Annotated in this window: 20 protein-coding genes; 5 read left to right on the top strand and 15 right to left on the bottom strand. The window is 36.0% G+C overall.

Annotated features, from left to right (window positions below):
- Positions 1–189: 189 nt before the first annotated feature.
- From ACS127_RS13345 to ACS127_RS13305, 9 genes are all read right to left on the bottom strand, one after another.
- On the bottom strand, positions 190–492 hold the full coding sequence (locus ACS127_RS13345) for a hypothetical protein (RefSeq protein ID WP_440895529.1): 303 nt from the start codon (positions 490–492) through the stop codon (positions 190–192).
- Positions 493–918, bottom strand: a complete 426-nt coding sequence (locus ACS127_RS13340; protein ID WP_440895528.1) for an acyl-CoA thioesterase — start codon at positions 916–918, stop codon at positions 493–495.
- Positions 919–3,216, bottom strand: a complete 2,298-nt coding sequence (locus ACS127_RS13335; protein ID WP_440895527.1) for an AAA family ATPase — start codon at positions 3,214–3,216, stop codon at positions 919–921.
- Positions 3,217–3,364: 148 nt separating this feature from the next.
- Complete coding sequence (gene acnA / locus ACS127_RS13330; RefSeq protein ID WP_440895526.1) at positions 3,365–6,055, bottom strand: aconitate hydratase AcnA; 2,691 nt, start codon at positions 6,053–6,055, stop codon at positions 3,365–3,367.
- A 212-nt stretch (positions 6,056–6,267) separates the two neighbouring features.
- Positions 6,268–7,416, bottom strand: coding sequence for an ATP-binding protein (locus ACS127_RS13325; protein WP_440895525.1), 1,149 nt, complete (start codon positions 7,414–7,416; stop codon positions 6,268–6,270).
- 263 nt (positions 7,417–7,679) lie between these two features.
- Positions 7,680–7,901 carry a YneF family protein gene (locus tag ACS127_RS13320; RefSeq protein WP_216398888.1) on the bottom strand — a complete coding sequence of 74 codons (222 nt, stop codon included), beginning with the start codon at positions 7,899–7,901 and terminating at the stop codon, positions 7,680–7,682.
- A gap of 205 nt (positions 7,902–8,106) precedes the next feature.
- Positions 8,107–8,481, bottom strand: coding sequence for a sporulation inhibitor of replication protein SirA (sirA, locus tag ACS127_RS13315; protein WP_440895524.1), 375 nt, complete (start codon positions 8,479–8,481; stop codon positions 8,107–8,109).
- A 132-nt stretch (positions 8,482–8,613) separates the two neighbouring features.
- Complete coding sequence (tkt, locus tag ACS127_RS13310) at positions 8,614–10,611, bottom strand: transketolase (protein ID WP_440895523.1); 1,998 nt, start codon at positions 10,609–10,611, stop codon at positions 8,614–8,616.
- Between the two features lie 113 nt (positions 10,612–10,724).
- Positions 10,725–10,958: a DUF896 domain-containing protein gene (locus ACS127_RS13305; RefSeq protein ID WP_440895522.1), complete on the bottom strand. Its 234-nt coding sequence runs from the start codon at positions 10,956–10,958 to the stop codon at positions 10,725–10,727.
- A gap of 444 nt (positions 10,959–11,402) precedes the next feature.
- Here ACS127_RS13305 and lexA point away from each other — a divergent pair, with 444 nt between their 5' ends.
- Positions 11,403–12,026, top strand: coding sequence for a transcriptional repressor LexA (lexA, locus tag ACS127_RS13300; protein ID WP_440895521.1), 624 nt, complete (start codon positions 11,403–11,405; stop codon positions 12,024–12,026).
- Positions 12,027–12,248: 222 nt separating this feature from the next.
- Here lexA and ACS127_RS13295 read toward each other — a convergent pair whose 3' ends face one another.
- Entirely contained in the window at positions 12,249–13,046 is a 798-nt protein-coding gene (locus ACS127_RS13295; protein ID WP_440895520.1) for an N-acetylmuramoyl-L-alanine amidase, read from the bottom strand.
- Between the two features lie 136 nt (positions 13,047–13,182).
- Here ACS127_RS13295 and ACS127_RS13290 point away from each other — a divergent pair, with 136 nt between their 5' ends.
- Both ACS127_RS13290 and ACS127_RS13285 read left to right on the top strand, forming a co-directional pair.
- Positions 13,183–13,824, top strand: coding sequence for a peptidylprolyl isomerase (locus tag ACS127_RS13290; protein ID WP_440895519.1), 642 nt, complete (start codon positions 13,183–13,185; stop codon positions 13,822–13,824).
- 328 nt (positions 13,825–14,152) lie between these two features.
- Positions 14,153–15,844 carry a methyl-accepting chemotaxis protein gene (locus tag ACS127_RS13285; protein WP_440898144.1) on the top strand — a complete coding sequence of 564 codons (1,692 nt, stop codon included), beginning with the start codon at positions 14,153–14,155 and terminating at the stop codon, positions 15,842–15,844.
- A gap of 463 nt (positions 15,845–16,307) precedes the next feature.
- Here the strand turns inward: ACS127_RS13285 and ACS127_RS13280 are convergent, their stop codons facing one another.
- Complete coding sequence (locus tag ACS127_RS13280) at positions 16,308–17,042, bottom strand: SurA N-terminal domain-containing protein (RefSeq protein WP_440895518.1); 735 nt, start codon at positions 17,040–17,042, stop codon at positions 16,308–16,310.
- 212 nt (positions 17,043–17,254) lie between these two features.
- Between ACS127_RS13280 and ACS127_RS13275 the strand changes: the two genes are divergently transcribed.
- Positions 17,255–18,070, top strand: coding sequence for a squalene/phytoene synthase family protein (locus ACS127_RS13275; RefSeq protein WP_440898143.1), 816 nt, complete (start codon positions 17,255–17,257; stop codon positions 18,068–18,070).
- 381 nt (positions 18,071–18,451) lie between these two features.
- Entirely contained in the window at positions 18,452–18,679 is a 228-nt protein-coding gene (locus tag ACS127_RS13270) for a PspC domain-containing protein (protein WP_440895517.1), read from the top strand.
- A gap of 438 nt (positions 18,680–19,117) precedes the next feature.
- Here the strand turns inward: ACS127_RS13270 and ACS127_RS13265 are convergent, their stop codons facing one another.
- The 4 genes from ACS127_RS13265 to ACS127_RS13250 form a co-directional block, all read right to left on the bottom strand.
- A complete protein-coding gene (locus ACS127_RS13265) occupies positions 19,118–20,614 on the bottom strand; it encodes a protein adenylyltransferase SelO (protein ID WP_440895516.1) in 1,497 nt (498 codons plus the stop codon).
- A 2-nt stretch (positions 20,615–20,616) separates the two neighbouring features.
- Positions 20,617–21,948, bottom strand: a complete 1,332-nt coding sequence (locus tag ACS127_RS13260; protein ID WP_440895515.1) for an APC family permease — start codon at positions 21,946–21,948, stop codon at positions 20,617–20,619.
- Between the two features lie 152 nt (positions 21,949–22,100).
- A complete protein-coding gene (locus ACS127_RS13255) occupies positions 22,101–22,412 on the bottom strand; it encodes a hypothetical protein (RefSeq protein ID WP_440895514.1) in 312 nt (103 codons plus the stop codon).
- A complete protein-coding gene (locus tag ACS127_RS13250; RefSeq protein WP_440895513.1) occupies positions 22,396–22,716 on the bottom strand; it encodes a DUF2089 family protein in 321 nt (106 codons plus the stop codon). Before ACS127_RS13250 ends, ACS127_RS13255 begins: the two co-directional genes overlap by 17 nt.
- Positions 22,717–22,789: the final 73 nt, after the last annotated feature.

Raw genomic sequence — 22,789 nt, 5'->3', positions numbered from 1 at the left:
CGCCTCCGCGCCCACGGAAAGCGTAGTGTTTTTCCGTAGCGGTCGTGTTAACCTGACAACATTGCTGCGATCACTCGTCCCACCGAAAACATTTGTGACAACATCTGGGGTTGCGGTTACTCGCCTCACCGGAACCATCTGCATGACCTACATCCTGTAGGCCCAACTCCCACTGATTGAAGTTTCGTTTTATTTTAATTGAAAGCGGTCTATTTGATCAGTTATCCCTTCTGCTTGTAATATTTCTGCTTGAAGCGGAGCAAATAAGTCAAAATGGGGGTATTCTGAACGACGATCAATCCATTCTGGTTTTAAATCATATTTCGTTCCCCATGTAATCAACTTTGCTAAATTATTGCAACCGACTTTTGTCACGCTCGTACAATCAGGAAATCGATCATCAAGCCAATAATGTGTAATAAAGGCTATTTCGCCAGCTAGAACTTTTTGTTGCCATTTTTTTAATTCATTTCGCTTTAATCCAAATGCCATTTATTCTTCAGCTCCTAAGGCATTTAAATACTTTGCATGCCAATCTGGAAATTTTCGACGAACTGATATCGGACGGAAACTTTCTTTATTTACGACGACATGGTCTGTTTTCCCCGTTACTGCTACTTTACCTCGCTCATTTGTCACCTGATAACCATATGTTGTGCGCAGCCCATCATAATGATCAATCCATGTTTCAACAAAAGCAGGTTCACCATAATGAATCGGATGTTTATAATCGATTTCCACATGGGTAACAGGTGAGACAACACCCTCTTTTTCCATTTCTGCATACGATAAACCCAATGCTTCAATAAAAGCGGTCCGACCTATTTCAAACCAGACAAGATAGTTTGCATGATAGACGACCCCCATTTGATCTGTTTCTTGATAACGAACTTGAATATCAGTTGTTACTTTCTTCATTTAATCTACCCCTTTTACCGCCTGCCAGGCATTTTTAAAATCATCTTTAGTTAATAACATAAATTGCTCATCATTTATTTGTTCATCTGCAATCCTTAAAGCCTGGAACTGAATCGCTTCATCTATCAAATTAACAACAAATCGCGCATTCCCTTCGATCGTTTCATGATTAAATGCACTAATCAGGTAATCTCTAGCCTGATCGGTCATTTTGTAACTATAATGATCAATATGATAGCTTGCAATAGCAAGCAACTCTTCAGCTTGATAGTCCTGAAATTCAAAGTATTTTTTAAATCGTGAAGAGAGTCCTGGATTACTATTGATAAAACGAACCATTTCTTGACGATATCCCGCTAAAATGACAACCAGATTTTCATTATGCTTCGTCATTTCATCAACAAGTGTATCAATCGCTTCTTTGCCAAAATCATTCTCCCCACGGAATAAGGAATAAGCTTCATCAATAAATAAAACACCACCTAATGCTTCACGAATTTTATTTTTTGTTTTAATCGCTGTTTGTCCAACATAACCAGCAACTAAATCACTCCTAGAAGCCAGGATAAAATGTCCACGTTTCAGCAGTCCACACTCTTTTAATAGTTTGGAATAAATTTTTGCTACTGTTGTCTTCCCTGTCCCTGGATTACCTGAAAAAACAGCATGGAGCTGAATGGGAACCGTTGGATAACCTTGATTTTTTCGACTCTGTTGTATCTTAACAAATGATGATAGCTTCTTGACCTCAGATTTAATATTCTCCAGTCCAATCAGTTGATTGAGCTGATCCATTGGCTCAATATCATCTTTCTCATCCGTCATAACGGTCAAATCTTTTGATTCAATTCGCATATGATCGAGCCAATCATCATGCTCTTCAACTGTTATCGCTGCTCCTTTTTTGAAAATGGCTTTCATCACTAAATCCCGAACGGTTCTTGCATTACCAAAGGTATCATCAACTTTGGCACGTTCAATTAATCCATAAAAACTATTTAGCGCTGTTTCAGTGAAAAAGTAATCATTATCTAATGCGGTCATTTCAGCAATTTCCAAAAGTTCAGTAATTTTAAAGTCCGGTAAATGGATCATATTTTGCTCCGGAAAGCGACTTCTCAAGCCAGGATTTGACCATAAAAATTGCCTCATTTCTTCTGGATAACCCGCTAAAATAACGGCAAATTGGCCTGCATACTCACCACTTGTCATAGCGGAAACAAGGGTATCGATAACGGCTTGACCATAATCACTGCCACTTGCATCTGGACGGTGAAGGCTATACGCCTCGTCAATAAACAAAACTCCACCCACTGCTTGTTGAATATAATTGATCGTATTTTCTTCACTTTGGCCAACAAAAGAACCTACCAAATGTGAACGATTCACTTCAATAATTTTATTTGATTTGAGTAAACCAAGTTCATGATAAATATCTGCTAACAAACGAGCAATTGTCGTTTTACCTGTCCCAGGATTTCCTGTAATAATCATATGGAGACCTGGTTCATCAACCATTTGAAAACCCATTTCTTTACGATCCTGTTGATATTTCAAATAATGATAGTATTGATTCATATATTTTTTGACCTGCTCTAGACCAACCATCTCTTCAAGCTTTTGCAGGGGACTTTTCTTTGTTGATGAGTTAAAAATGTCTGGAAATGCTTGAACAAAATCGGCTTCCAATTGTGTCAAGTTGCGAATTGATTGATTAATCGCACGTGTTGGCACACCTGACCTTTTATTCTCAAGCATATCGATACTTTTATTAATTAATTGGGCTAAATTTGATAATTCATCCTTAGTTTTTTTATTGATTTGTCCTAACTCAGAGTCTTTAAAATCCTTTTTTTGCTCGAGTCTTTTCATTTCTCGATCATAGTCTGCTAAAATTATTTGCCATTCTTGCATTTTTTTCAACTTAGCGGCATCAAAATCAGTCTCTCGAATGGTCCACTGACTAATTTGTAACGCTTTTAATTGATCTAAAACGATACTGTAGTATCTAATCTCCTGTAAATTTTCGCGGATTGGTAAATCATCTTTTAACTGTTTCGCTTGATCAAGTAATCTTGGTGTTAAAGAATCTGTGGTTTGATGACGTTTTAGACGATGGTAAGCTAACATTGTATAAAGAATAGCTACAGCATGGTCAGAAAAATCATGTGGTTCAGCTTGTAACTGGTCTAGTGCACGTAAAACTTCGATTTCTTGGTAAGGAGGTGTCTTTACAACTTGAGTCCACTCAAGAAGTTCCGGCTCCTTTACTTTTGATAAGATTAAATGATTCGTCAATGAAATAACCCCTTTCTTCCATTACTTATTTTAGCACAGTTACTATCTCCCTAACAGCCAGAAGGATTAATCATCGTTGATGATTAAACTATTATTTGCTATTAAAAAACTAGACCACATTGAATTTGTGATCTAGTTCTTTTTAAGCTTATTTTAGTTTATTTCGTAGAACCATTGGTAAAATACCACCATGGCGGTAATAGTCAATTTCTACTTCACTATCAAAACGTGCGATTGCTTCAAATTCTATTACTTTACCAGCTTCAGATGTTGCTGTTACACTAACTTTCTGATTGGGTGTGATAGATTCATCAATGTCTACATGAATGGTTTCACGTCCTGTTAGTCCTAGTGAATCGGCACTGACACCTTCAGGGAAGGCTAATGGGAGTACACCCATCATCACAAGGTTACTCCGATGAATTCTTTCATAACTTTGAGCAATGACTGTTTTTATGCCAAGTAGATTTGTTCCTTTTGCGGCCCAGTCTCTTGAACTTCCCATTCCATAATCATGACCAGCAAGGACAACAAGACCCGTATCTTGCTCTTGATATTTCATCGCTGCATCATAGATTGGCATCACATCTTCAGTTGGCCAGTAAGTCGTATAGCCACCTTCTGTTCCAGGAGCCAGTTGATTTTTTATCCGAATATTGGCAAATGTTCCTCGCATCATCACCTCATGATTTCCACGTCTGGAACCATATGAGTTGAAATGGCGTGGTGTGACACCATTATCTTGTAAATACTGACCTGCTGGCATATCTTTAGCAATTGCACCAGCTGGTGAAATATGGTCAGTTGTGACTGAATCACCGAATTTACCAACAATGCGAAGATCAGATAAAGGTTTAACTGTTTCTGGTTCTTTTGATAGATGTTCAAAGAATGGTGGATTCTGAATATAGGTTGATTGATCATTCCATTCATAAAGCGGTTCATCTGTTGTTTCAATGGCATTCCATTTTTCATTAGAATTAAAAATATTCTCATATTCTTTTTTAAATATTTCTGGTGTAACGACTTTACTCACTTGATCACGAATTTCCTCTAATGATGGCCATAGATCACCAAAGTATACCGGCTCTCCAGCTTGATCAAAACCAAGCGGTTCATCATTAAGATCAATATCTACAGTTCCCGCTAAAGCATAGGCAACAACCAAAGGTGGTGAAGCTAAATAGTTTGCTTTAACTAATGGATGGATTCGACCTTCGAAGTTACGGTTACCAGACAAGACAGAAGCAACAGTTAAATCATTTTCAATGATCGCTTCTTCTACTTCTTGTACAAGTGGTCCTGAGTTGCCAATACAAGTCGTGCAACCATAGCCAACAAGGTTAAAACCTAGTTTTTCTAAATAAGGCATTAAGCCTGCATCTTCTAGATAACGCGTGACAACTTTAGATCCAGGAGCTAATGATGTTTTCACATACTCGGGTACCGTTAATCCTTTTTCTATTGCATTTTTAGCCAGTAGACCTGAACCTAACATCACATACGGATTCGATGTGTTTGTACAAGAAGTAATAGCTGCAATAGCTAGTGATCCCGTTCTCATCGTTGATTTAACGCCATTAGAATGTTTGATTGTTACTTCTTTATCAAATTCTGATTTATCCAAACCAAATCCTTGATTACCTGCTGGAGCAGTTACAGCATCATTAAATGATTTTTTCATATCAGACAGCATAATTAAATCCTGTGGGCGCTTTGGTCCAGATAAGCTTGGTTCAAGTTCAGAAAGATTGATTTCAACTAAATCGGTAAACTCAGGATCTGGATCATTTGAATCATACCAAAAACTATTTTCTTTACAATATTTTTCAACTAATGCAATTTGCTCTTCACTTCTTCCAGTTAAGCGTAAATAGTTAATCGCTTCTTCATCAACTGGGAAGAAACCACATGTCGCCCCATATTCTGGCGCCATGTTAGATATTGTTGCTCGATCAGCTAATGGCATTTGCTTTAAGCCAGGACCGAAATATTCAACAAATTTACCAACAACTTTTTTCTCACGTAATACTTGTGTTACTTTCAATGCAAGGTCTGTTGCCGTAATTCCATTAGGCATTGAGCCAGTAAATTTAACCCCAATAACATCAGGTACTGGGAAATAGGAAGGCTGTCCAAGCATCCCTGCCTCTGCTTCAATTCCGCCAACACCCCAACCGAGTACACCGAGGCCATTAATCATCGTTGTATGTGAGTCCGTACCAACAAGTGTATCAGGAAAAACTTCAAGCTCACCATCTGCATTCTCTGTTTGGTGTACCACACTTGCTAAGTATTCTAGGTTAACCTGGTGGACAATTCCTGTTGCAGGCGGCACAGCTCGATAATTATCAAAAGCCTTTTGTGCCCAATTTAGAAATTCATAACGCTCAGCATTTCGTTCGAATTCCAGTTCCATATTAGCTAATAATGCGGTATTTGTTCCAAATTCATCAACTTGAACAGAGTGGTCAATAACCAAATCAACCGGGACTTCAGGATTAATTTGATCGGCTTCTCCACCTAAATCAACCATTGCTTTTCGAAGTGATGCTAAGTCAACCACAGCTGGAACACCAGTAAAGTCTTGTAAAATAACACGTGATGGTTTAAAAGGAACATCTGTTTTATCCGTTTTCCCCCAGTTTGCTAAACCATTAACATGTTCATCTGTAATGACTCGACCATCATATTGTCTAAGCAATGATTCTAGCAATACCCGTATTGAAAAAGGTAGTCTATCAATTTCTCCTTTTCCTGCTTCTTCTAAGGCTTTTAATTGGTAGTAATTATACTTCTGACCATCGATCTCAAATGACCTCTTCGTATTAATAGCCATACTTCATACCCCCTAAATAAGTCTCGTAACGTCTCCTATTCTTACACTGAATACGGATGGACGTATTTATATACTTTACTATTCTAAATTAAAATCGTTAATAAGTAAAATATATCGAGTTTCCATTAAAAAAGAGACACCCACTTAAAGGCAAGTGGTGTCCCAATATTGAGCAATTTTTTATTGTTTTCTTTCAATCTATTAATGTTCATTCATTCACTTTCAACTTTGTTTGGAGCATAATGAGGCAATTGAATTTCAAACGTTGTACCGATATCAACATCTGGTTTAATGTTAAAAAGACCATTGTGATTATCAATAATTCGGCTTGTTATCATCAACCCCAGACCTGTTCCCTCTTTTTTCGTCGTGAAGAAAGGCTCTTTTACTTTATGTATAAGTTGTTTAGGAATACCAGGGCCCTCATCAATAACCGAAATTAGACAATTATTATCTTGCTTTTCAACATTTATTGTAATTGTACCTGGAACAGTCATCGCTTCAATCGCATTTTTGATTAGATTGATAAATACTTGTTTCATTTGTGATCGATCTGCATAGATGACAACATCTTCAAAGCAGATTAATTCTAGTTCAATATTTTTCTTAACCGCTTGCGTATTCAACAAAGTCATGACATCTTCGATCATTGGTTTTAACCACTGATAAGAATGATTGTGGGTCAGTGGCTTGGAAACAAATAATAGTTCTGTTGAGATCTTTTCTATTTTTTCTATTTCATCAATCATAATCTTATAATATTCTTCTTTTCGATTAATTCCCGCTTGTAATAAATCAATAAAGCCCTTCAATGAAGTTAATGGATTTCTTATCTCATGTACAACTCCAGTAGCTAATTGACCGGCAACTGACATTTTCTCCGATCTAATCAACAGTTCTTCGGCTTCTTTTTTGTCACTAATATTTTTAACTAAAGCCAGAAATATAGGTTTTTCTGAATCCTTAATATAAATAGGTTTAATAACAAGATCAACCCAAACATTCTTCTCAGTAATACTTCTTAATTGAATCGTGAAACGTTGACGATATGGCGTGTCTAATTGAAATGTTTCAATAAAATCTTGATGTAATCTTTTAGGGATATAACGTAAACAAAATTTATTTATAATATCTGATGGCTGATATCCCAACATATTCTCTATTGAAGTAGAGGTATATAATATTCTGCCTTTAGAAGTGCAGATACTCATAAAATCAAAGCCATGATGTTCAACCCATTCAACAATTTGCTCTGGCAAATTTGCTAAATTATATCGAATCGGTTGAGTATCAAGTAAAAAACGAACTTGATCTTGCTTAACATGATAATATTCAATTTTTCTCTGAGAATACACAACCATGCTCCTCTCAATTGAAGATAGTCTACCAGTACTTTACAAGAATAACATATTTAAAACCATTTTATGAACAAATCTTATAAAATATTCGATATTTTTATAAAAAAATTGGTTAAACTAGCAAAATATTCGCTTATTTTTCATTATAGGCTTAAAGGCATTTAAAAACAAGATACGATGATTTACGATATTTGCATTAATTATTCATTTTTTAACCAATAAATCCCTTGTACCTATAGGCACAAGGGATTTAATTGATTAATTAGCTATTTTTTATTTTGGTTATTCATTGCACGCATCATTTGAGTAATTTTCTTTTGTGATGGTTTTTGCCCCATTTGCATCATTAATGTTCTTAACATCTGCTCATTAATTGGTGGATTTTTTTCTAAATAATTCATCATATATTTTCGGGCGATGAAAAAACCAAGTGCCACTCCGGCTAATAAAGCAATAATGGCAATTAATATGACCCAGCCTGTACCCATAAATCTCTTGCCTCCTTCAAATCATCTCCCATATAGTATATAAAACATCATCTTATTTTACAACAGTCCCTTTTATTAAACAAAAAAGATCATATTGTTCAGCTAATCGAGGTTTCATTTATTTTAGACAATGTTAGACCACAGCAGATCAAGCTGTGATCAATATCATTAGATAATCAATTTGTTTTTGAATAACTATAGAGCATTAAAAAACATCAATATGACTTGTCCAATTTATTTGATTTTTCTTTGGAGCTAACCAACCGTAATTATCATTCGTATGATCAACAATAAAGCAATGTCGATCAATTTTTTCAAGTTGGGCTAAGAATTGGTTGTCCAAAATTAGTTCTTCATTAGAGAACACCGTAATAATACGATCACTTAAGTAAATAAATTGATTAGTTTGTTCCAGCTCATGATGTGGAATTGGGCAGGTAATATAAATAAACGGCTTTTTTAAGTCTAATCGGTTAGGTTCAGCCATATAAGCAATAAAAAAGCGATTTAACAGAGCTGTTTTATAAAAATATTCATGATAAACATCGTCTTCTACTAAAAAAATATGATATCGATTCATTAGACTACCTCCTTAGTCCAATTATATCTCATCATTTTATGATATGTTGTCATAGTTTGTCATAAATTTCTTCTATTTTTGTCATAAAAAGAAAAACTCACAATAATTGTGAGCTTTTCTATTAACTATCACTTATTTATTGATCATGTTTAGGTAGCGAGCTACAACATTTTCAACTGTAAAGCCATATTCAGCCATAATTTGATTGCCTTCTCCAGATGCTCCAAAGCGGTCAATCGCTAAAATATCGCCTTCATCACCAGAATAACGATCCCAACCAAGCGAAGCACCCATCTCGATAGCTAAACGTTTTTTAACTGTTTTAGGTAAAACAGAGTCTTTGTAAGCTTGATCTTGCTGTTCAAACAGGTCCCAAGCAGGTAAGCTTACAACACTTACATCATGCCCTTTAGCTTTTAATTCAGCTTGTGCTTTAACAGCAAGTTGCACCTCTGAGCCAGCAGCAAGTAAAAGACCATCTGCTTGCTCTTTTTCAGAAGGGCTGACAACATAACCACCTTTTTTAACACCCTCATAGTTTGTACCGTTAAGTGTTGGTAATCCTTGACGGGTCAAAACAAGTAGTGTTGGATGATCTGTTGATTCCATTGCTAGACGCCAAGCCGCCTGTGTTTCATTCCCATCAGCCGGGCGAATAACTGAAATACCTGGCATAGCACGGAATGCAGCAAGTTGTTCAATAGGCTCATGTGTCGGTCCATCTTCACCAACCGCAATTGAATCATGGGTTAGTATATACGTTACCGGTAATTTTTGAATGGCGGATAAACGTACAGCTGGACGTAAGTAATCACTGAAGACGAAGAATGTACCACCATAAACCTTTAACCCTCCATGGAGAGCCATACCATTTAAAGCAGCAGCCATTGCAAATTCACGAACACCAAACCAGATGTTTCGCCCTGCATAATTTGTTTTATCAAAATCTTCTTCATCATTCATTCGAGTATTATTTGATCCAGCTAAGTCAGCACTTCCACCGAAAAGACTTGGAACAGCTTTAGATACAGCATTTAAGACTTTACCTGAAGAAGCACGAGTAGCTAGGGTATCTTCTCCTGGTGTAAAGTTAGGTAGATCTTTATCCCACTCTTCTGGAAGTACACCTTTTTGAGCTAATTCAAATTCAGCAGCAAGCTCTGGATAAGCTTCTTTATATTCAGCAAACAATTGATTCCATTTGTCTTCAGCTGCTTGTCCACTAACAGCAACCTTCTCCTCAAAATCTTGATAAACTTCTTTTGGTACAGCAAAATCTTCATGTTCCCACTTATAAGCTTGTTTGGTTAAAGCAACTTCATCTGCTCCTAATGCTGCACCATGTGCTGAGCTTGAACCTGCTTTATTCGGGGAACCAAAACCAATAACTGTTTTAACTTCAATAAGTGTAGGTTGGTCTGTATTTGCTTTAGCCTCTTTGATTGCTTTCATAAGCCCATCAACATCATTACCATCATCAACACGGATAACTTGCCAATTGTATGATTCAAAACGTTTTTGAACTTTTTCTGAAAATGATTTATCCAAATCACCATCTAAGGAAATATCATTTGAATCGTATAAAGCAATTAATTTACCTAAACCGAGGTGACCAGCTAATGAAGCAGCTTCATGAGAAATACCTTCCATTAAGTCACCATCACTAACTATAGCATAACTATAATGATCAACAATGTTGTAGTGATCACGATTGTATTTTGCAGCTAAGTGTGCTTCTGCCATAGCCATTCCGACCGTCATCGCAATTCCTTGTCCTAATGGTCCTGTCGTTGCTTCAACACCATCCGTGTCTGTTACTTCTGGGTGACCAGGTGTATTAGAACCAAATTGACGGAAATTTTTCAAGTCTTCAATTGATACTTGATAACCAGATAAATGGAGTAAAGAATACAATAACATTGAGCCGTGTCCAGCTGATAAAACAAAGCGGTCACGATTTACCCAACTTGAATTTTTAGGGTTTTGATCGATAAATTCAGTCCACAATGTATATGCCATTGGAGCGGCACCCATTGGTAGACCAGGATGACCTGAATTCGCTTTTTGAATTGCATCAATTGATAATGTACGAATCGCATTAATTGATGTTTGTTGCGTTTGATTTACCATTTTTATAATTCCCCTTTCAATTTAAGTACATCTATATGTACGTACGATTTTAGTGTACAAGTATTATCCTATAATGAAATAGCATAATAAACAAGTCAAAACTTAACGTTTTCTTAATTATCTTTATTTTCAGTCCTTAAACGCTTTACTTTTTCCGGTGTAACGTCTGTCCCTTCCGGGTCAACAACCTTTACCCCACTTAATTGTGTTTTAAAAGATTGTCGAAAATCTTTTAAATATTCAGTTCGTAATTTTTGTTGTTCTTCTTTCTCTTGTTTTGTTAAGCCAGATTCTTTTTCTCGATTAGCTAAAGTATTAATTCGATCAAGTTTATCTTTAGATAGCATGAGCTATCACCTCTTTTCATATACATTTTCATCCATTCAGAAGAACGGGAAAGCCCCACCAGCAAAATATTACATGAAAGAATCACCTCACCTTCCTCTATATAGGAAATGATAGATCCATTCAAACACCCTAATTCAAAGGAGTACATTACGAATATTAAGAAATTTCGATTAACACTTACACAACCTAGGGCTCAGAATAACAAAACATTTAATAAAAATATAAAACGAACCCCGTTGTTGCCCCGAGTTTTACGGACGATTATCTGTGATAAACACTATCTCTTTGTCTATTCTAACTAATTTCCCTATTGTTCTGCAACTTCAATGATTAATTATTAGAAATGAATAACTAATTATATAAGCAATATTTGCGAACTAGCGTTTGCTTATTGGTAATTTCCATGCTATAATAAAGCTAAAATTAGGACGGAGGTAAATTGAATGCAATCATTATCTAAACGACAAGAAGCTATTTTGAATTATATTAAAGAACAAGTCACTTTAAAAGGGTATCCTCCATCTGTACGTGAGATCGGTGAAGCTGTTGGGCTTGCCTCTAGTTCAACAGTACATGGGCATTTAGCTCGCCTTGAGAAAAAAGGTTACATTCGACGTGATCCAACAAAACCACGGGCAATTGAAATCATTAAAGACGATCAACAAGAAGGCATACCTAAGGATACAGCTGTTTTTGTACCTGTTATTGGTAAAGTCACAGCAGGTTTACCGATTACAGCGATTGAAAATATTGAAGAGTTTATTCCTCTTCCCTCATCTATATCCCAGTTAGATGCCAAATTATTTGCTCTAGTCATTGTAGGAGATAGTATGATTGAAGCAGGAATTTTTGAAGATGACATAGTGATTGTTAAGCAACAGCAAACAGCAGATAATGGAGATATTGTTGTTGCAATGACAGATGATAATGAAGCTACCGTCAAACGTTTCTTCAAGGAAGCTAATCGAATTCGTTTGCAACCGGAAAACGCAACAATGGAACCATTAATCTATAATAGTATTTCCATTTTAGGTAAAGTGATTGGTGTCTATCGTCAAACGATCTAAGTAAAGTCCAGCTAAAGGTGAGTAACCACTAACTAGCTGGACTTTTTATAGACTTAGCCCTAAAAATACTCAATATAAAATGAAACTTCAATCAGTTTATTCATGCGGTGTAAAGCTTCGTAGTTTTCCTTAGTGCGGTTACTCACCCCATCGAAACCCATTGTTGGCCCGAGTTTTACGGTCGGTTAGCTGTGATAAATCAATGCCTCTTACCGTATAGCGTTACACTTCAACAATAAAACTTTCAAAACCATCTTTTTTAAGATCATTAACTCGACGGTTAGCATTTTCTCTTTGTCGAAATGCACCAGCAATTACACGATAATAACGTTTATTTTGCTGGGCAAAAGGGAAAATGTAACTTTCGTATCCTTTCTTTTTTAGTAAATCAACTTTTTCTCTTGCATTCTTTTCTTTTAAAAACGAGCCCACTACAACTCGATAAAGGGGATCGTCTAAAAGGGATTGACTTGTTTCCTTTAAATTAAACGCTCGGGCAATTCCCTTGGCATGACTTACAGCTACTTTTTTTAACCAATCATTATTCCGCATCAATCTTGCCTCTTGACGATGGTCAATGAATCCACTTTCCGTTAAAACGGCTGACATTCTTGTTTCTCTTAATACATGGAAATTTGCTTCCTTCTTACCACGATCATTCCAGTTCATTTCCGAAACGATTGTATCATGTATTTGGGACCTTAATTGCTTTGTACGCGATTGATTAGCAAACTGACCGTTGAAAATATAGCTTTCAAACCCACTTCCTCCCCCTGCATTAACATGAATCGATAAATACAGGTCAGCTCCCCAATTATTTGCTTTATTTGTTCGTTCCCTTAATGATACGGTTTCATCCTTTGTCCTTGACATTTGAACAGATACATCTTGATAGTTTTTGTTTAAATAATCACTTAGAAAATGCCCGATTTGTAATGTGAGATTTTTTTCAGAAAGCCCGTTACTAACAGCGCCTGGATCATTTCCACCATGACCTGGATCAATATAAATCTTCACCATTATTCAAAACCTCCTTTATTCATATTTATACGTTGTAACCGACATCTAGCTTGGACTCCTAACTTATAGATATAACAATTCTTCAAAAAACGTGCTATAATATCAGCTAACTTTGTTAATTTGGGGGATTAAAATTATGAAAACAAAAAGTAAACTGTTCAACTTATCCCTGTTCCTTACCAGCTTGCTATTTTTAATGGCTGCCTGTGAACAAGATAATCCAAGTACTGATGATGAAATAGCTAGTTATCCAGTCGTTGAAGAAAATCCAATCGTCACCATGACCATGGAGGATGATCAAGAAATTATCATTGAGCTCTTTCCTGACATTGCTCCTAATACTGTAGCTAATTTTGTAACACTGGTTGAAGATGGATTTTATGATGGTTTAATTTTTCACCGTGTTATTCCAGACTTTATGATTCAAGGTGGCGATCCAGAAGGAAATGGTCTAGGTGGACCTGATTATTCAATCGCTGGGGAATTTAGTGAGAATGGTTTTGAAAATAATCTCAGCCATGATCGTGGTATTATTTCAATGGCTCGTTCTCAATCACCCAATTCTGCTGGTTCGCAATTTTTTATTATGCACGAGGCTTCAACACATTTAGATAAACAATATGCAGCTTTTGGACAGGTACTAGAAGGCATGGATGTCGTTGATCAAATTGCAAATCTTGAGCGTGATAGTAATGATAAACCGCTAGAAGACGTTGTCATGAAATCAGTAACTGTTGATACAAAAGGTGTAGACTATCCTGAGCCTGTTAAGCAATAACCTCCTTTCACTTTTATAATCGTCGCTTATTATGCATTCGAGCCTAACTTATGTCAGATTATTGCTTTAAGCTAGAATTTTTTTATCACAGATAACCGTCTGTAAAACTCGGGTCAACAATGTGGGGTTCGCTGGGACGAGTAAGTGCAATCCTAGTCCCAGACGATCCGTCTTAAGTAGACCAACCAGTTACACTGTGATCAATCATTCAAATATTTTTATAGGCATTTAGTTCTAGTTATATATCTTGACAGAGAAATAAAGCAATCGATATACTTGTTTAATGGAATAATAAATTGGAACCTAGAGAGGATATTAGACATTGAAAATGAATGTAACAAAAAAGATCACAATAATTGTCTCAATTATTGTGTTTTTGAGTGTAAGTGCCTTGTCAGTAATAAACTATCGAGCAAGTTACCGAGAAGTTTTACAAGCTGCTGGCGTTGAACTAACGGGTTGTGCCAACATTACGACCGGTATCATTGATGCCGATGGACTTCTGGAATTAATTAATGGTGATCAATCTTATTTAGAACAGATTGAATCTGACATTGAATGGACAATTACAAAGAAAGACATCTTTGAGACTCATTATATTTTGTCCCTAGACGGAACCGTTTTAGCCGCGGATAGTCACCTAAAAGCACAAGGTTTTCAAGCATCAGATGATTTCATGATTTCTGATGAAGCGATCGAGCATGTTAAGTCAGGTCATTCATATTACACAGAAGTGTACCACTTTGGCGGGATGGACCGAATGACAGGTTATGTCCCTATCTTCCGTGATCACAATCCTCAGAATGAAGTAATCGCAATAAATGCCATTGATTTTGAAGGTTCTATTGTCAGTGAGAGAACATGGGAAATGACGAAGCCAACTCTTTTGGTTGGTTTATTACTGCCTTTTTTAGCAGCAATTATTACAAGTATTTTAGTTCGCCGAATCGTTAAACCAATTAACTGGATCAGTACACACGTTAAACAAATTGCACAAGGTAAACTAAATATTGATCCATTAGAAGTACATGCAAAAGATGAATTAGGTCTACTTGCTGAGGACGTCAATCGAATGGTCAAAGCTCTTCGAACGGTCATTCAAGAGGTTGTGACTAATTCTGTACAAATTGCAGCAACATCTGAAGAACTTTTTGCACGAGCTGATGATAGCAACACCTCAACTAATCGCATTCATTTAGCAATAAATGAAATGGCCTCAGGAGTCGAACAGCAATCACGTTCTACTGAAATCGCTAATCAAAATTTAACAGATATGGCTAGCGCTATTGAAAAAATGTCAACACAAATTGGCCATTTAAACAAAGCTTCAAACGAAGCAGAACAAGTAGCGCACTCAGGACGTCAAGTCGTAAATCAAACGATTAATCAAATGACGATCATTAACGAGAACACGACTGATATCCATACAATAGCGAATCGCCTTGATGATAAGTCTAGAGAAATTGATCAAATTGTTAATTTGATCACTGACATTTCTGAGCAAACGAATTTACTTGCTTTAAATGCCTCAATCGAAGCCGCACGTGCTGGAGAACATGGTAAAGGTTTTTCAGTCGTTGCTGAGGAAGTTCGTAAATTGGCAGAACAAACAGGCAGTGCAACAGACCAAGTTGCTCGTCTAATAAATGAAGTCCAAGCAGAAACGAAAGAATCGGTTGATAAAACAAAACAAGGTCAAACATCTGTTATTGAAGGAACTAAATTAATTAAACAGACAAATGATTCCTTTGAAACGATTTTAACAACTACAGCTAAAAATGCTGATCAACTCACACACTTATTAGGAGACGTTGACTCGGTCAAAGAGCAAGTTGATCATCTAGTTAATGAAGTTGAAGAAATTACTCAAATCTCTGTACAGTCCGCAACAAGTACCAATAAAATTAATCAATCAGGTGAAGAACAAACCATGATGATGCAAGATATTTATGCAGCATCTAAAGAATTAGCAACAATAGCAGATAAACTTCAACATAGCATTGAACAATTTGATTATTGATTCATTTATTATTAAATTAAAGGATCCTGACTAATATTTAGTCGGATCCTTTTGAATTGCATAAGAAATTATAAAACGAAACTTCAATCAGTGGGAGTTGGGGCTACAGGATGTAGGTCATGCAGATGTTTCCGGTGGGACGAGTAACCGCAGTCCCAGTCCCAAGTCTTTTCGGTGGGGTGAGTAACCGCACTAAGGAAAACTGCGAAGCTTTACACCGCAAGAATAAGTGGTCTTCTTATTCTGAGTCCCAGGACGTCGTGATCTTAGTCTGTATTCCCTAGTCCCACTGATTAATGAGGAACACAAGCTAACGTCGACATACTCCTGATGCATTTTTTCCTTTATCTCCTGTGCTAGGAATGATCGATTAAAACCATCACTTTGCGTGGCAACATCGACCCACCCATGATACATGGGCGCAGTTCGTACGTTACTGAACGGACACTCTGCGCTTTTGTTCTTAAAAGTTATTTATGATCTCTGCATCGTTACGCAGATCCTCAATCAAAGCAAATATCAGTTCACTTTCTTCTTCTGCTCTAATTTGTTCTTCTAAATCGGCTTCGATCTCTTCTAATGGTGGCAACTCATTTTCGTCTTCCATATCCTCGTATACGGTAAGGAGTTCCTCATAAGCCTCCTCTACTTGTTCTGCAGAGACGGTTATATCTTTGCCTTCATCCTCTATTAATTGATCTAATTTGATTTGAAGCGCTAATTGTTCTCTGAGTTCTTCCTCAGACATTCCTTGCTCCTCATATAATTCAAAGAGAATATCCTCAGATTCTAAATCATTTATGTCTACAAGTTCACTAATTAATTCCTCTATATCATTATCCGCAACAAGAAAATTACGTCGCTCAGCTTCTTGGGATAATAATTCTTGAGCAATCATACTTTCAGCTAACTCTTCTTTCAACTGATCTTGATCAAGCTCTTGACCATACATCTGTGCTTCCATTGCAAATTGCTGAAATTGACTTAAATAAGTTAATTCAAATGTTTCACGACTTATTTCTTCCCCATTAACTTCAGCTACTATATCAGGAATTCCCTCTAGGTCGGGATCTATTTCTTCCATCTCACTTCCATCATTTAAAGCTCCCTCTTCCCCATCATCATCATTGCCACTACATGCTGATAAGACAAAAATGGATAACAGAGCCATTAAAATTAGCCGCCATTTTTTCATCATAAATAGCTCCTTTCAATTTTCACTGATGACTAGTTTAACATAGCAGCAGTGCTCTTGAAAGTCATTATCTAATCAAATATGTTTTTCACTATAACCAATAATTCCTACAATAGCTGAAATAGCATCATATTCCTTGCGATTGACTGTCACTAACTGATAGACTATTAAATATAAATAAACTATTAAACGATCATCAAGGAGGAACAATTTTGATTAGTGAGCCTAAAAAGGTATATAATGAGGCTATGCGTGTTTTAAAACAGACGAGCCGTACGTTTTACATACCTATTGTTCTATTAAAACCTACCTTAAAGAAAACGGTTGCCTCAGCCTATTTATGTATGCGAGCAATTGATGAAATTGAAGATCATGAAGATCTATCTCCAGATATAAAAACGACTCTGCTTCAAAACATTAGTCAATTATTGCACAATACCTTTGACCCTGATGCTTACCATCAACTGATTCAGCCCTATATGGATAAACTTCCTGAAGTAACCATAAGATTAAGTGAATGGTTAACAGTTTGCCCAAAAGGAATTATTGAAAAAGTTAAAAAATCAACAGGGATCATGGCATCAGGTATGGCAAAATGGGTCGAAAAAGATTGGCAGATTTCAACTGAGGAAGAATTAGATGAATATACTTACTACGTTGCTGGACTGGTTGGCGTCATGCTTTCTGATATTTGGAAATGGTATGATGATACGGAAACTGATCATGAGCTGGCAATTGGGTTTGGGCGTGGCTTACAATCCGTTAATATTTTACGTAATCAGGATGAGGATCAAGAACGTGGTGTTAATTTTATCCCAAATGGTTGGAGCCGATCAGATCTATTTCAATATGCAACTAAAAACTTAAATTTAGCTGAACAATATATCGAAACAATCAACAATCGAAATATCGCAACTTTTTGTAAGATCCCCTATAAACTTGCTGTGAAAACATTGGCGGTTATGAAAGATGGTCGGGAAAAAATGACACGTGAAGAAGTGAAAACAATTGTTGATCAAGTGACTGACTGATAATTGAAACCATCGGTTTATCATTAAGGGATAAAAATGCGTGTTCAAAAAGGAGGATATAAGTTCGAGACAATGCAATTTTGAGTACTGGAACATATGTATTTAATACGTGAGGTACTGAAAAGCAAACTAACCAAGAAATTCGATCTGTTATTTCTACTGAACTTTTTGAACACCCTATTATAGTAAATGCTTATATTATTTCCATCGATCATCCAAAAAGCTTACTTAAAATAAAACGAAACTTCAATCAGTGGGAGTTTTACGGACGGTTATCTGTGATAAATGAGAATTTATATATATCCATTTATACCCTTTTTAGTTGTAAAAAGGGACAAAATATGCTACTATTATATATAATAATAAAGTCTCAGTCCCACAATGGAAAGGGTGCAAACCTTGAGAAAAAAAAGAATCAGAGTCCCTATTGAGAGAAGGAGCTTAAGATTATCTGAAGATAAAGTTCTATTTGGTGTTTGTGGCGGAATAGGTGAATTTTTTGATATATCACCTAATATAGTGAGGTTAATTTTTATTTTAACCAATGCTGGCAGTTTCGTAATATATTTGATTTTAGCAATTTATTTAAATGGTGATCGTTTTCTTTGATTTTTACCATCATGTGTTGTAGTTGTTGAGAAAGAGACGGGAAGAGTGAACTTTTCAATAGATATTTTCCAATTAAAAATGATTCTATAATTTATGGTGTTGATGAGTTCATGTGGGCTGATTAACACCTTTTTTGTTGATGTATAGAAAAGGTTAGTAGATTCCTTTGTACCTAAGTCGATAACTTCTTTTAAGAAGTCAGGAGAAAAGAGTAAAGGAATCACTTATCAAGTTTTTGACGCACAATTAGCATTACCTTTCTTTAGTTTGTAAAAATGAACATTATACGATAATAAAAAAAGAAGAACTCACTTTGAATTCTTCTGTCATAATCTCTGACCAACACCATTTGACAAAGAGTTGAAAATCTAACCTTTGCAGGTAGATACAAAAGTAAACTTCTTTATCTTGATCTAAATTCTTAATAATGGCTCAACTCTAAGTCCCACAAAATGTTTGATATGGTTGATCTGTCTCAGGGGGTAACTCTGCATAGGTGACTTGTTCATCCGTATAGGCATAGGGATTCTGTAAAACAGCTACAAATTGATTAAACGGTTGATAATCTCCTTCTTCTACTGCTTTATCAAGTACTTGCTCTACTCTAAAATTTCTTGGAATGATCGCAGGATTGTAGGACATCATCAATTCCCTAATTCGTTCGACCGATTGTGATTGAGCAGATAATTTTGCCTGCCATTTTTGAAACCATTCGTTAAATTCATCTGTTTTAAACCACTCTTGTCTACCATAATCATCAAGCGTTAAGGCACGGAAAGTATCTGTATAATCTGCTTGATATTTCTCCATTAAGTTAAGTAGATCTTCAATGAACTGGAGCTCAACCTCCGTCTCTTCAAAAAAACCTAACTTTGCTTTCATCCTAGCTAGCCACTCTTTTTGATACATTTCCGAAAAATATCCAAGTAGAGCTTCTGCTCCATGCACGGCATCCTCTTTTTTCTCCGCTAAAATTGGGAGTAAAGCTTCTGCTAGTCGAGCTAAATTCCAAATGGCAACTGGCTTTTGTTGGTTATAAGCATAACGTCCATGTTCATCTATTGAACTAAATACAGCAGTCGGTTCGTATTTGTCAATAAAAGCACAAGGACCATAATCAATCGTTTCACCACTTATCGCCATATTATCGGTATTCATTACACCATGGACGAAACCCACTAAATCCCACTTTGCAATTAACTTCGCTTGTCGCTCGACAATTTCTTTGAAAAATGCTAAATAACAATTGGACACATCTTTTATGTGTGGAAAATGCCGTTCGATTGTGTAATCTGCTAATTGCCTTAATTCATCAATTGACCCGAACTGTTTAACATATTGAAACGTACCAACTCGCAGATGACTTGAAGCAACTCGCGTTAAAATAGCCCCGGGCAAAGCTTCCTCACGAATAATCTGCTCACCTGTTGTCACAACTGCCAAGCTCCTAGTAGTTGGAATTCTTAGTCCATGCATCGCTTCACTAATCAGGTATTCACGTAACATCGGTCCTAATGCTGCACGTCCATCGCCACCTCTAGAATAAGGGGTTTTTCCTGCACCTTTTAATTGAATATCAATTTGATCCCCTTTATCTGTAAGATGTTCACCTAATAATATGGCTCGACCATCACCTAACTTAGTGAAATAACCAAATTGATGTCCAGCATAAGCCTGGGCAATGGGGCTTGTACGTTCAGGAATTTTATTCCCGGCTAAGATAGCTAAACCATGATCACTCCTTAAATGATTGATATTTAAATTAAGCTCGTTAACTAAAGATTCGTTAATAACAGCCCAACTTGGATTATCAACTGCTGTTGGCTCAGTATAAGAGAATAGATACTCTGGTAGTACAGTAAAACTGTCTGAAAAATTCCATCCTATTTTATCCATAATATCTCCTTTCTGATCATCAGCATTTAGCTTGTGCATATTTAAGCTTTTCTAGCATAAAAAAAGTAAATAATGATCCCAGCTAAGAAACAAAAGAAAAACAGTAGCCAAGTTAAGGCTCCTAATTGCAAAATAAGATAACCTGTAATAAGGACTGTAACGATCGGAATAAAAGGGACCCATGGTACTCTAAATTGACCTTTTACTGGTTCGCCTTGTTGTTTTCGTAATAATATGATGCCAATTGCTAGCATCATCATGACAACAAGTGTAACAAGATTAGTCAGTTCTGCAAGTGATTGTAACGGGATTATCCCTGAAAATAATGCAGCAATTGAACCAGCCACCCACGTTGCCCGTTGCGGAGTTCCCGTTTTGTTATCAACATGGTTTAAATACCTTGGTAGTAAATTTCCTTTACTCATTGCATAAAGAAGTCGTGCTAAGCCATATAACATGGCAATTAATACCGTTAGTAAGGTTAGAATGGCTCCAACTGATATAACTGCTGCGATGATGTTCTGATCAACATACCGCAGCGCAAAAGCAACTGGATCCTTCACACCTAAATCTGTAAAAGGTACAATACCTGTTAATACGACTGTTACCAAAATATATAGCAATGTTGAAATACCGATGGCAAGCAATATTCCACGTGGCAAACTTTTTTGAGGTGCTTCAACCTCTTCTGCCGCCATACTAATTGAGTCAAATCCCAAAAAAGCAAAAAAGACAAGTGTCGCTCCAGATGCAACCCCCGAAAAGCCAAAAGGCATAACAGGTGTCCAATTATTCGGTTCAATATAAAACATACCAACAACAATAAATAAGGCAATTAAAATAAATTTAAGAAAAAATAGCATATTATTTAATCTCAACGCCTTTTTAGCTTCTTGTGCAACAAGCCAAGTCACTATTAATGTCATCAAAATAGCAATTAAATCAATGTAAGTCCCTGCTTCTGGATCATAAGAAGCTTGAAAAATGGTTGGCAAAGGAATACCCAAGCTCGTTAAAAAACCGTTTAAATAACCTGACCAGCCTGATGCTACCGAAGCTGAAGCCAATAAATATTCCCAGATAGTAAACCAACCTGCAATCCATGCAATTCGTTTTCCTGAAACAGCTAACATATAAGCATATGGGCCCCCTGCTACAGGTAATCGTGAAGAAAACTCAGCATAGCATAAGCCAATCAAAATAATGACCAGCCCAGCAATCATAAAGGAGAATACTAAGCCAGGACCAGCATATTCATTAGCTGCTGTTCCGGTAATTACAAAAATGCCTGTTCCTACAACTGCTCCTAATCCTAATAAAACTAGATCAATCGTTTTTAAATTCTTTTTCATTTTTAATTCATGATGACTCATCTACATTTACCTTTCTCTATTAAAAAGTCCACTTTCCATCATACTAGATGTTTGTTTTTATTGCTATCTTTAAATAAAAAACACTAGATCATTGTAGACCCAGTGCCCATTCCTTCGAGATATTTACATTGTGTTTACCATTTTTTCTAGCCTTAATTTAAATCTTGAACGTTCATTTTATCCAATTCATTTCTTGACTTTAGTTTTTTTCTCATTGAAAAATAAATCGCTAATAATATCAGCGTTGGAAAATTTGACATTAGAAAAGTAGGAATAGCCGTTGTAAGAAACTCTGTCATATTTGAAGCTATTATATTAAGGATAATTATTATCGAAAAGACGAGTGAGATAATTGGTAAAATTAAACCTAACCATTTGTTGTCTTGCTTTGAAAGATAGAACTGTAACCATATAATTCCGCCAAATAACATCAAGATGATTAGCGTATTAATTGGAATCCACATCTGATTCCACTCCCTTTTTTATATTTTTATATTCATTAATCAATATTTTTGCTGTATCAAAATCAATTTTATCATTGATTGCAAACCGTTTAATCAGTGCAACATAAGGCTCATTTTCAGCTTGTTCATTAATTTGAATTTTTTGAATCAATCGATCCAACCTTAATCGAACAGTTGGATAAGTCACCTGATAAATTTTAGCAATTTCTTTAAGTGAACCAGACGACATAATAAACTTTTTAATAAATGACAGATCTTCATCATCTAGATTAGCCATCCATTCAGGTACAATTTCAATTGCCATAAAATAACCCCCTTTAATAATATTAAGTATATACTTTAATTTTATTAAAATCAATTATAAATTTTATTTTAAA

This window comes from Amphibacillus sp. Q70, assembly GCF_052055485.1.
Lineage (GTDB): Bacteria > Bacillota > Bacilli > Bacillales > Amphibacillaceae > Amphibacillus.
The sequence above is the reverse complement of the archived record's forward strand: the minus strand, read 5'-3'. Positions and strand labels throughout refer to the sequence as shown.